The 11,736-nt window shown below is 48.0% G+C and carries 10 protein-coding genes; 3 read left to right on the plus strand and 7 right to left on the minus strand.

Annotated features, from left to right (window positions below; all coding sequences use genetic code 11):
• Window positions 1-127: 127 nt before the first annotated feature.
• From QUB10_RS32675 to QUB10_RS32695, 5 genes are all read right to left on the minus strand, one after another.
• A complete protein-coding gene (locus QUB10_RS32675; protein ID WP_333207271.1) occupies window positions 128-1,234 on the minus strand; it encodes a 30S ribosomal protein S1 in 1,107 nt (368 codons plus the stop codon).
• Window positions 1,235-1,873: 639 nt separating this feature from the next.
• Window positions 1,874-2,431, minus strand: coding sequence for a transcriptional regulator NrdR (gene nrdR, locus QUB10_RS32680; protein ID WP_190738941.1), 558 nt, complete (start codon window positions 2,429-2,431; stop codon window positions 1,874-1,876).
• 215 nt (window positions 2,432-2,646) lie between these two features.
• A complete protein-coding gene (locus QUB10_RS32685; RefSeq protein ID WP_006635641.1) occupies window positions 2,647-2,742 on the minus strand; it encodes a photosystem II reaction center protein T in 96 nt (31 codons plus the stop codon).
• 412 nt (window positions 2,743-3,154) lie between these two features.
• The gene (gene psbB / locus QUB10_RS32690) at window positions 3,155-4,684 is read right to left on the minus strand and encodes a photosystem II chlorophyll-binding protein CP47 (RefSeq protein ID WP_333207272.1); all 1,530 of its coding nucleotides are present in this window, start codon (window positions 4,682-4,684) and stop codon (window positions 3,155-3,157) included.
• 198 nt (window positions 4,685-4,882) lie between these two features.
• Entirely contained in the window at window positions 4,883-5,212 is a 330-nt protein-coding gene (locus tag QUB10_RS32695) for a hypothetical protein (RefSeq protein WP_333207273.1), read from the minus strand.
• A 155-nt stretch (window positions 5,213-5,367) separates the two neighbouring features.
• Between QUB10_RS32695 and QUB10_RS32700 the strand changes: the two genes are divergently transcribed.
• From QUB10_RS32700 to mnmG, 3 genes are all read left to right on the plus strand, one after another.
• The gene (locus QUB10_RS32700) at window positions 5,368-5,739 is read left to right on the plus strand and encodes a type II toxin-antitoxin system RelE/ParE family toxin (RefSeq protein WP_333207274.1); all 372 of its coding nucleotides are present in this window, start codon (window positions 5,368-5,370) and stop codon (window positions 5,737-5,739) included.
• Window positions 5,729-6,082 (plus strand): transcriptional regulator, encoded by a 354-nt coding sequence (locus QUB10_RS32705; protein ID WP_333105480.1) that lies wholly within the window; start codon window positions 5,729-5,731, stop codon window positions 6,080-6,082. Before QUB10_RS32700 ends, QUB10_RS32705 begins: the two co-directional genes overlap by 11 nt.
• 76 nt (window positions 6,083-6,158) lie before the next feature.
• A complete protein-coding gene (mnmG, locus tag QUB10_RS32710) occupies window positions 6,159-8,075 on the plus strand; it encodes a tRNA uridine-5-carboxymethylaminomethyl(34) synthesis enzyme MnmG (protein WP_333207275.1) in 1,917 nt (638 codons plus the stop codon).
• A gap of 127 nt (window positions 8,076-8,202) precedes the next feature.
• Here mnmG and QUB10_RS32715 read toward each other — a convergent pair whose 3' ends face one another.
• Complete coding sequence (locus QUB10_RS32715) at window positions 8,203-8,529, minus strand: hypothetical protein (RefSeq protein ID WP_333207276.1); 327 nt, start codon at window positions 8,527-8,529, stop codon at window positions 8,203-8,205.
• Between the two features lie 406 nt (window positions 8,530-8,935).
• Complete coding sequence (gene glgP / locus QUB10_RS32720) at window positions 8,936-11,494, minus strand: alpha-glucan family phosphorylase (RefSeq protein WP_333207277.1); 2,559 nt, start codon at window positions 11,492-11,494, stop codon at window positions 8,936-8,938.
• Between the last annotated feature and the right edge of the window lie 242 nt (window positions 11,495-11,736).

The following is an 11,736-nucleotide window of genomic DNA, read 5'->3' on the forward strand; positions in this document are numbered from 1 at the left end:
ACTAATGACTAATGACTAATGACTAATGACTAATGACTAATGACTAATGACTAATGACTAATGACTAATGACTAACTCAAAAAAAAAAGAGGGAAAATTCCCTCTTTTAATCACACCAACTGCGATGTTATTCTTCCGTCGCAGGAGGGATTTCTTCCTCTACATCTAATACTGCTTCGGGTGCTGCTTCGGCTGCTACTTCGGGTGCTGCTTCGGCTGCTACTTCGGGCTCATCCTCTTCCATTGCTGATGGTACGTCTTCGAGTATTTCGTCGGAGAGGTCATCATCAGCATCAGTTGAGTCTACAGGAATGTCTATGCCTGCTTTAGCTTGCTTTTGAGCCAGCATTTTCTCGCGGAACTTAGCTGCCATTTCCTCAGCTTTTTCGTATACCAATTCGCGATTTTTGACCATCGCGCCCGGTTCCGGTTCCAACTGCTTGGTGGAGAGAGAAATCCGGCCCCTCTCGGCATCCAAGTCAATGATCATCACTTTCACTTCGTCGTTGACATTGAAGACGCTATGAGGCGTATCGATGTGATCGTGCGAAATTTCCGAGATGTGCAGCAAGCCGCTGACGCCGCCGATGTCGATAAAGGCACCGTAAGGCTTGATACCGCGTACTGTACCGATGACGACTTCCCCGACTTCGAGGCGGTTCATCTTGCGCTCAACTAAGGCGCGACGATGACTCAACACTAGGCGGTTGCGGTCTTCGTCTACCTCTAAGAATTTTAATGGTAATTCTTCGGCGACTAATTCTTCCTTCGGTTTGCGGGTACTGATGTGAGAACCGGGAATAAAGCCTCGCAAGCCTTCTATTCTCACGAGTGCGCCGCCGCGGTTGGTGGCAAATACTTGCGATCGTACTGTGGCATCTTCTGCTTGCAGTTGTCGCACTCTTTCCCACGCCCGCATATACTCGATACGCCGAATGGACAGGGTTAATTGTCCGTCTTCATTTTCATCGGTTAGAATGAAAAATTCTCTGGTTTCGTTTGATTGCAATACCTCTTCAGGGCTTTCCACTCGATTGATGGACATTTCCTGAATGGGAATGTACGCTGCTGTTTTAGCACCGATATCAATCAGAGCGCCCCTCGGTTCTATACTAAAAACTGTACCCGCTACTACATCGCCCGGGCTAAAGTGATAGTCATATTTATCAAGTAGGGCTGCAAAATCTTCGTGAGTAAAGCCGATGTCTTTGACTGTGGTTTTGAGATTGACCATGCGAATAGTTTCCTAGGATTTCTCTCCTTCATGTTTTTCGTTTGTGCCGGCAGATATTAGAGATTTTGGTGAAAAAGCGATTAACTTTTTTCAAAATCTTTTACTAAAGTCAGTTTTTGCTAACTTTTGCCAGGTGCAACTGCACACCAGCGCTTGCCATTACTGTTACTCCATACTCTGTGTTAAAACGTTGAATCTTAACATTCCGAGTCAAGTAGACTATTTTGACACTCTCAGGTATAAATAAACTGAGATTCTTCGTTCAACGAGCCGACTTGCTGGCGACAGGATTACTCCAGTCTAAGTAGAGGTCGGTTTCTCCAGAAGCGTAAATTTCGGTATGCCCTACCGTATTTAATTAGTCGCCGATCTTTAGTTAGGTTTTGTTCAAATGCGAGCTTTCCTAAACTGCAACACCGTTAGGTGTGACTACGCACTCAACTAATCCAGTTAAGTTTTTACGTTGTCTAGTTATACTCTATTTTAGACCGATGACGATCATATCACACCCAGCACTCTTACTGAGAAAAAAGAACACTCGATCGAATGAGAGTTCCTTGAGTCGATATTCCTCCGGGCCTTCCTCGCGACACGGTTTTCAATCTCCCAGAATATTTCTATAAATTAATTTAAGCGAGCTTAGCTGGGACTAGCGCAGGATGCGGGGCTTTCTCGATCGACTGATTCGGAATCCGGCAAATCTGCGTCAAAATTCGGTCTAGTTTCTGTATCTTCAGCTTCGTTGAGGGGATTCTGAAGGTGATTTAGGGTATCTACAAAATCTCGGATGCCTCGAAATTGCCGATATACGGAGGCAAAACGGACATAAGCGACTTCGCTGAGCGGCCGCAGGTGCAACAGCACCAGTTCCCCTATTTCTGAACTGGCGATTTCTCGGAGCGATCGACCTTGGAGTTGGGCCTCGATTTCTTCGGCCAGAGTTTCGAGATGCCCGGAAGACAAACCGGTTTTTTCGCAGGCCCGAATCAATCCCCTGACTAATTTTGACCTGTCAAAAGATTCGCGCTTGCCGTCCCGCTTGATCACCGTAATCGGCACAAATTCTATGCGTTCGTAAGTTGTGAAGCGGTGCTGGCAGCTCAAACACTCACGCCGCCGACGGATGCTTTGACCTGATTCGGCTGAACGCGATTCTAGAACGCGACTATTTGTGTGTTGGCAGGAGGAACAGCGCATGATTGCTGATTTTAACAGGCATTGCCAGCAAATTGCCATTCATCTAACCGCCTGGGGTCTGATGAATGGCTGGACTAGAAAAATAACTTAGCAAACAGCGGTGAAATAGTCCCGCACCAAATTCGTTAGCGCAGCCCTCGAAGAGGATCACTATGATGCGGGCTAACCGCAGTCCGGTTCAGGATATTTTGGACTTGCCGCAGGCGTATAGCTAATTATTTGCCAATCCGGGGAGGTTCCCGAAAGGCGATCGCAAAAAATAGTACGCCTATGGCTAAAGCCAGAATCAAAATGTAAGCAACACTTTCCATGTTAAATTTTCCCTATCTTCCCTTGCCGTATTATTTTATCAGAAAATTGGGTTGAAAACCCTGTCCTTGTAGGACGGCTTTTTTCCATTGTTAAGTAAAACAGCAAATCCATCTTAACAAATGAATATTGTAGAATAACCAAATCAGACAAGATGTAAAAACCTACCCCCGGACTGGGGGAAAGTCTACGCCTAAAACATTTTTGAGGAGATATGACTACGCACTCTTTTGTGCCGAGAGTAGTCAGCCTGGGAACTAAGCGGGATAGGGATATTAAGACTGACATGTCTTAATAATCCCCGTGCCTTAAGGCAGGGGAGTGTCAATTTTAACTAAAAAAACCCGGTTTCTGGAAGAAACCGGGTTTTTTTGTAGCGGGGAAGTTTCCCCCCTAGCCAGAGGCTGGCGAAATTTAGAGAGGTTCTTGTCTTCTGGTGGTCACGTCGCCCAGTTTTTGGAACAGGCCCCACTCGACTTGTTCTTCCAAGTCAGCCTCAACTCCAGCAAACACGTCGCGGAAAATAGTCCGAGAACCGTGCCAGATATGGCCGAAGAAGAATAGCAAAGCAAAGCAAACGTGTCCGAAAGTGAACCAACCGCGAGTTGAAGTGCGGAAAACGCCGTCAGAGTTCAAGGTTTCGCGATCGAATTCAAACACTTCACCTTTTTGAGCAGCGCGAGCAAACTTCTTAACATCTAGAGGATTATTAAAGGTTTGACCGTTAAGTTCGCCACCGTAGAAGCTGACGGTAACTCCGCTTTGTTCAAAGCTGTATTTTGATTCAGCACGGCGGAAGGGGATGTCAGCGCGAACGACCCCATCTTTGTCTGTCAAAATTACTGGGAAAGTTTCAAAGAAGTTGGGGAGGCGGCGAACCGACAATACCCGACCTTCGCTGTCAGTAAATACTGGATGGCCCAGCCAGCTTTTCGCAATACCGTCGCCATTGACCATCGCGCCGGCCCGGAACAAACCGCCTTTAGCAGGAGAGTTGCCCACGTAGTCGTAGAAAGCCAATTTTTCGGGAATTTGTTCGTAAGCTTCTTGGAAGCTTTGGCCGCCGGCCAAGCTAGCTTGAGCTCTGCGATCGATTTCTTGTTGGAAATAGCCGCTGTCCCACTGATAGCGAGTCGGGCCAAAAAGTTCGATCGGAGTCGCAGCAGAACCGTACCACATCGTACCCGCAACCACAAAGGCTGCGAAGAACACGGCAGCAATACTGCTAGAAAGTACAGTTTCGATATTCCCCATCCGCAGGGCTTTGTAAAGACGTTCCGGCGGCCGCACTGTCAAGTGGAACAAACCGGCAATTACGCCGACTACGCCCGCTGCAATGTGGTGAGCCACGATGCCGCCCGGATTGAAGGGATCGAAGCCTTCAGGGCCCCAAGCAGGCGCCACTGGCTGGACGTGACCGGTCAGCCCGTAGGGGTCGGACACCCACATTCCGGGGCCAAAAAGTCCCGAAAGGTGAAATGCGCCGAAGCCGAAGCAAAGCAAGCCGGAGAGGAACAGGTGAATGCCAAACATTTTTGGCAAGTCGAGGGCTGGTTCACCGGTGCGAGGGTCTCTGAAAAGTTCTAAGTCCCAAAATACCCAGTGCCAAACTGCTGCTAAGAACAGCAGGCCAGAGAGGACGATGTGAGCTACGGCGACGCCTTCAAATGACCAGAAGCCCGGATCGACGTTACCTTCGCCAGTGATGCTCCAACCGCCCCAAGAACCCGTAACTCCCAAGCGAGTCATGAAGGGCAACACGAACATCCCTTGACGCCACATCGGGTTCAGAACTGGGTCTGTGGGGTCAAAAACTGCTAGTTCATAAAGGGCCATTGAGCCGGCCCAACCTGCCACGAGGGCAGTGTGCATTAAGTGTACAGAAATCAATCGGCCTGGGTCATTTAAGACGACTGTGTGTACGCGATACCAGGGTAGTCCCATTGACTGCGGTTCTCCAAGGTGTAAGTGATGATGTCTATTTTTACGGAAAAATCAGATTCTGAATCCCCAGCAGTTACCTGCAGGGTTTAAACTCTGCCTTTTGCCGACTGCCATCTACCTTCAAAGGTGGAGGCATAAAAATGAAAGTTATTTAAAGAAGTGTATCGAGTGTTAGAACCGATTGCAATATGTTGAGCATTACATTAGTTGCGGGTTGCCCATTTCGCAGCGGGCGGCGATCGTCCCGAGGCGTTCGAGGACTTGCTCGGCATCGATCAGTCTGGTGAGGGTGACGTTGCCGATATTTTTGGCGGGATCGGCGGGATCGGGACGGACTGCGGGTTGGACTTCTACCATGAGTACGGCGTCTTCTACGCGGTAGAGCCACATTTTTTCGTTGCGATCGGAAAGACACAGGTTGAGCTGTTGGATGTCCGGCTCCCGCCTCCAGGCGGCGTGACTCCACTCGCCGCCGACGCCCCAAACGCGCCCAACTTTCCAGCCGTCGGATAAGAAGAAGTATTTCACTTGTGTACGCTTGTTGAGATTTTTTTGTCTAACATAGCGCAAAACTGCAATTGTACGGAATTATTGAACCGCGAAGGCGCGAAGGGTGCATATTAAATATGGTTATTCGATCGACTATTGTCTATAATATGCTATGTAAGGCATAATCGATCCAAATGACATGGAACATTCAGTTTCACTTTGATTTTTACTCTGAGTTTAGCGAATTCCCCACTGATGTCAGATTAGAGCTTTTAGCAAAACTCACACTGTTACAAGAATTTGGCCCAAACCTCAAGCGTCCTCACGTCGATACTCTCAATGGTTCTACCTACACCAATATGAAAGAACTTAGGTTTCAGGCGGCTGATGGAGTTTGGCGAGTCGCTTTTGCATTTGACCCCCGCAGAGAAGCGATTTTGTTGGTAGCTGGGGACAAATCGGGTAGTAGTGAGAAGCGATTTTACAAGCAAATAATTAAGATAGCAGATAGTAGATTTGCCGACCATTTGAATAAGTTAATGGAGCAAGAAACAGATGACAATTAGCCTGAAGACTATTATGGAAAATTTGCCTCCCGAACAACGAGCAATAGTCGAAAAGCGATCGGTTGAATTAATGGCTGAAGAAATGACCTTGCAAGACTTACGAAAAGCAAGGAAATTTACTCAGATTCGCATGGCAGAATTATTAAATATGCGTCAAGAAAATGTCTCGCGACTAGAACGCCGTGCGGATTTGTTGGTATCTACTTTGCAAAGTTATATCGCGGCAATGGGTGGGGAGTTGTCATTTGTCGTAGAATTCAAAGATCGACCCCCCGTAAAAATTACTGGATTAACATCGATGTTTGAAGAAAGCAGCTACACTAATGGAGAGGAAGAGTTTTAATTGAGGAAACTAAAACCTAATTTTGCCAGATGTCTATTCTTCAATCTAAAATCTAAAATCTAAAATCTAAAATCGAATGACTGCACAAACACCAGTACAATTCCAAGACAGTTTCGACATCATCGTAGTAGGTGGCGGACACTCCGGCTGCGAAGCCGCCCTCGCCACTTCTCGCCTCGGCTGTCGCACCCTTCTCCTCACCCTCAACCTCGACAAAATTGCGTGGCAACCTTGCAATCCGGCTGTCGGCGGCCCGGCTAAAACCCAACTTACTAACGAAGTTGATGCGTTAGGCGGGGAAATTGGCAAAATGGCCGATCGCACTTACTTACAAAAACGCATCCTCAACTCTTCGCGAGGCCCCGCAGTGTGGGCGCTGCGAGCTCAAACTGACAAGCGGGAATACGCCGCTGTGATGAATAATATTGTCGAAAATCAACCCAATTTGACCATCCGGGAAGCGATGGTGACAGACTTAGTTCTGGGCAAAAACGAAGAAGTTATCGGAGTAGAAACATACTTCGGCGTCGCTTTTGAATGCAAAGCAGTAATTCTGACCACAGGCACTTTTTTAGGTGGCACAATTTGGGTGGGCAATAAGTCGATGCCCGCCGGACGTGCCGGAGAATTTGCCGCCGTTGGTTTGACGGAAACTCTCAATCGTTTGGGCTTTGAAACTGGCAGGTTGAAAACCGGAACTCCGGCAAGAGTTGACAAACGTACTCTGGATTACACCAACCTGGAACCGCAGCCGGGAGATGCAGTGGTTCGCTGGTTTAGTTTCGATCCAGAAGTTTGGATCGAACGGGAACAAATGCCTTGTTATTTAACTCGAACTACGCCGGAAACTCACCAGTTAATTAGAGACAATTTGCACCTTTCTCCAGTCTATGGTGGCTGGGTTGATGCGAAGGGGCCGCGCTATTGTCCGAGTATTGAAGATAAGATTGTACGGTTTGCGGATAAGGAAAGTCACCAGATTTTTATTGAACCGGAAGGTAGAGATATTCCTGAACTTTATATCCAAGGATTTTCTACTGGTTTACCGGAAAATTTGCAATTGCAAATGCTGCGGACTCTTCCGGGTTTGGAAAAGTGCGAGATGATGCGCCCTGCTTATGCTGTGGAGTATGATTATTTGCCGGCCACTCAGTGCTTTCCAACGCTGATGACTAAGAAGATCGAAGGGCTGTTTTGCGCGGGTCAGGTGAACGGTACAACTGGATATGAGGAGGCTGCTGCACAGGGGCTCGTGGCGGGGATTAATGCGGCCAGGTTTGCGAAAAATCAGGAGATGATTGTGTTTCCTCGCGAGCAAAGTTATATCGGGACTTTGATAGATGATTTGTGTACGAAGGATTTGCGGGAACCTTACCGGATGTTGACTTCGCGATCGGAATATCGGCTATTATTGCGATCGGACAATGCTGACCAACGCTTGACGCCGCTGGGACGGGAAATTGGTTTGATTGACGATCGCCGCTGGGAGTTATTTGAGCGGAAAAAAGCTAATATTGTGGCAGAGAAGGAACGCTTGTACTCGACGCGGGTGAAAGAACACGAGGAGATTGGCAAGGCAATTTTGGCTGATACTCAACAAGCGATTAAAGGTTCGATTACTCTGGCTGATTTGTTGCGTCGTCCGGGTTTTCATTATGTCGATTTGGAACGGTACAATTTAGGCAATTCTAGTCTGAAGTTGGCTGAGAAAGATGGTGCGGAAATTGATATCAAATATTCTGGCTATCTGCAAAAACAGCAAAATCAAATTGATGAAATTGTCAGACATGAACGCCGACAATTGCCTGCGGATTTGGATTACATGGCAATTACAACTCTCTCGAAAGAATCGCGGGAAAAGTTGGCTAAGGTGAAACCGCTGACGATTGGCCAAGCGGCGAGAATTGGCGGGGTAAATCCGGCTGATGTTAATGCTTTGTTGATTTTTCTGGAAGTGCGAAACCGTCAGCAGCCGGCTGGTGTGGGTAAATAAGCTAAACTATAGCCTTTCGAGCTCTCATATGAGGTACTCATGGGCATAGGGCATAGGGCATAGGGCATAGCGCATACCTCACTTTTTTGAGAAGCGCTATAGAGGTGTCTCAAGGTTCCCTTCAATTTTATGAAATCGCAGTATGAAAAAGTGTGACTATTGTGCAACCACTATTTTGTTCGGCGGCTTTCCTATTGATGGATATAGATTCTGGGCCTTGCTGATTCACGGTATGAATCAACTTTTCGCTTGATGTTACAAAACTCACCATACTGGGCTTATAAAAATTCCGAAATCTTGAATTTATACCTGTATTCAGCAACACCAAAAATAAGGAAAACTGGCAGAATGTCAACTCTAATTGATGAAACTCTGCCAGTCTATTGTAGATATTTATCAATTCTCGAACCAAGTCTGAATTTCGCAAATATTCCGCAGAAGAATCAGCGTTCATAGGTGGTTCAAACCTCCCCGAAATCCCCACCAGTGTTGCCACCCTCAAAGCCTTAAAAGAACAGCGAGATGCCTTGCTATACGCTTATATACGCGGTCATATTATGTCCGGTCGATTACCCCTAATACGGTAGGGGCGGGTTCACGAAAAATATTTGCCAATAATTGACAATCTCAAAAACCCGCCCTTTTAATCGCTTTTAATCGCGGTTACTCGATCGGACATGATATCACTGCTGGTACTGGGGAATAGGCGGAATGTGGTATTGGGCGATCGCACAATCGGCTACATAGTCATTCCCCAAGTTCGATAAGGAGAGTGGGAGAGTCGGAGAGAGGGAGAATTAGGAAAATATTCCTTTATTCTCCTGACTACTAACTACTGACTACTGACTAATGACTAATGACTAATGTGCCCAGAGAATCACGCCAGCTTCATAAGGACTGCTGAGATTATCGTGCTTCGGCAAAACGCGCAACGACAAACCTTGCAAACCGCTAGAAGTATAAGTAATGTCAGCCGTATAAAGGCTAGCATTGTGAGAATCTTCTCCCAAATACTCCATCACCACCGGCACGCCACCAATGATATCGCCGTTAGCATCAACCGAGCCTTGATAAAGTTCAACTTGCACGTCTGCAGGCGTCAATCCCATCAGATTAATCCGAGATTTAACAGAGATCGACTGATTGACTTTAACTTCTTTATCCTGGGAAATATCAACAGCCTCAATCTTAATATCGTGCCATTTCGCGAGAACGTGCTTCTTCCAGTGAGACAACTCCTTGGCCGGAGCGCAATTATCCGAAGTCATGGTGTGGTAGCGATCGCTCACCGGGAAATATGCCCGCCGCGCGTAATCTTTCACCATCCGAGCAGTATTGAACAAAGGACAATTCAAGCGAATAGAATCCTTCATTTTCGCCGTCCAACCGCGGGGAATTCCATCAGCATCTCGGTTGTAAAACAGCGGTACAACTTCTTTTTCCATCAAGTCATACAAAGCATTAGCCTCGACTTCATCCTGATACTTAGTATCTTCGTAAAATTCCCCATGTCCGATCGGCCAACCGGTGCGAACATAATCAGCCTCATCCCACCATCCGTCAAGAATGCTCAGATTCGGCAAACCATTCATCGAAGCTTTCATCCCGGAAGTACCCGAAGCCTCACGCGGGCGGCGTGGAGTATTCAGCCACACATCGCAGCCAGACACCATCATCCGAGCAACGTTAATGTCGTAGTTCGGTAAAAACACCATCGAGCTCATCGTCTCGTGCTCGCGGATGAAGTGAACGATATCCCGAATCAATTCTTTACCCGGAATATCCATCGGGTGAGCCTTCCCAGCAATCACAAACTGCACCGGGCGATTTTGATCGCGCATGATCCGCATAATTCGATCGACATCGCGCAAAAATAGCGTCGCCCGCTTGTAAGTAGCAAAGCGGCGGGCAAACCCGATCGTCAGCACCTTCGGATTGAGAGCCTCCCGCGCGTGTTCGATTTCCGTTTGGGCCGCACCGCGCTCGCGCAAAGTCTTTTGCAGCCACTCCCGCGCGAACACCACCAACTCCGATCGACAGCGTTCGTGATTGCGCCACAATTCCTCATCAGGAATCGACGACAGCCTGTCCCATAGACGATCGTCCTTACCGGTCATTTCCCAGTCCGGGCCAAGGTATCGATCGTACAACTCCTGAGTAGACTTCGCCACACAACTGCGAGCGTGCACCCCGTTGGTAATCGAAGTAATCGGTACTTCTTCCTGGGGCAAACCCGGCCACAAACCCTGAAACATCGGGCGCGACACCACACCGTGCAAAGCCGCCACCCCGTTGACAAAACTCGACATTTTAATTGCCAAAATTGCCATATTCAGAGGTGCGGACAAATCGCCAGTATTCTCCCGGCCCAATCCCAGAAACTCATCTTGCGACAAGCCAAACATCTTGGGATAGTGACTCAGATAGTGCATCACCATATCCGGCTCGAACAAGTCAAACCCAGCAGGCACAGGAGTGTGAGTCGTAAACATACTGCTCGAAACCACCACCTGTTCCGCTTCCACGAAACTCAGGTGATATTCCTCCATCAGCATCCGAATGCGTTCCAAAGCCATGAAAGCCGCGTGGCCTTCATTCATGTGATAAGCCGTAACTGTCAGCCCCAATGCCTTGAGCATTTTCACGCCACCGATGCCCAGCATGATTTCTTGGTGCATCCGCAGAGTTTTATCACCGCCATACAGTTGGTCGGTAATATCTTGGTCGTAGCGGCTGTTAGGTTCAATATTTGTATCCATTAGGTACAAAGGAACCGTTCCCACTTGTACTCGCCAAATCCGGGCATACACCTTGCGGCCGGGATAGTCTACCTCAATCCGCAATTCCGAACCGTCGGGATTGCGTTCTGGGTGCAGCGGCATATTGTAGAAATCATTGAGCGGATAGCGTTCTTGCTGCCAGCCGTCGGCGTTGAGATACTGCGAAAAATAGCCTTCTTGGTAAAGCAGGCCGACACCGACTAAGGGCAAGCCCAAATCGCTAGCTGATTTGAGGTGGTCGCCTGCGAGCACGCCCAAACCGCCGGAATAGATGGGTAGGGCTTTAACTAAGCCGAATTCCATCGAAAAGTAAGCGTAGCATTCTTGCTGCTCGGTGCCGCGCTGTTTCCGGTACCAGGCGCGATTTTTGAGATAATCGTCTAACTGCTGGGCTGCTCGGTTCATTTGGGCAATGAAGCCTTCGTCTTCTGCCATTTCTTGCAGTCGCTCTTGAGATATGGTTCCGAGCATCAGCACCGGGTTTTGGTTGCTGGAGTCCCACAGGTCTCGATCGAGGCGGCGGAAGAGGTCTTTGGTATCGACGTTCCAGTCCCAGTGCAAGTTGTAGGCAAGCTTGCGTAGGGGTTCGAGAATTGTCGGTAGCGAGGGGGAAACGTTAAATGTGCGAATTGGCTGCATAGACAAAGCATTTATGTTGGGGTAGCGATATTTTCCTCTGTCTTTAGGTACAAGTCCGTTATTCTGCACACTATTTTAAGTTTTAAGCTGCGGGGGGCGATCGCGATGCCGATCTGTATCGACTATCTGCAATGACACAGCAGTGCCGTGTCCCTAACTCAGCTAAGGATCGCGAATTAAATAACTTACAATTTTAATTGTTATTGTGGGATGGGCGTCCCGCCCGTCCAAAAAGGACGGGC

The sequence above is a fragment of the Microcoleus sp. B5-D4 genome (assembly GCF_036705145.1).
In the GTDB taxonomy this organism is placed as follows: Bacteria; Cyanobacteriota; Cyanobacteriia; order Cyanobacteriales; family Microcoleaceae; genus Microcoleus.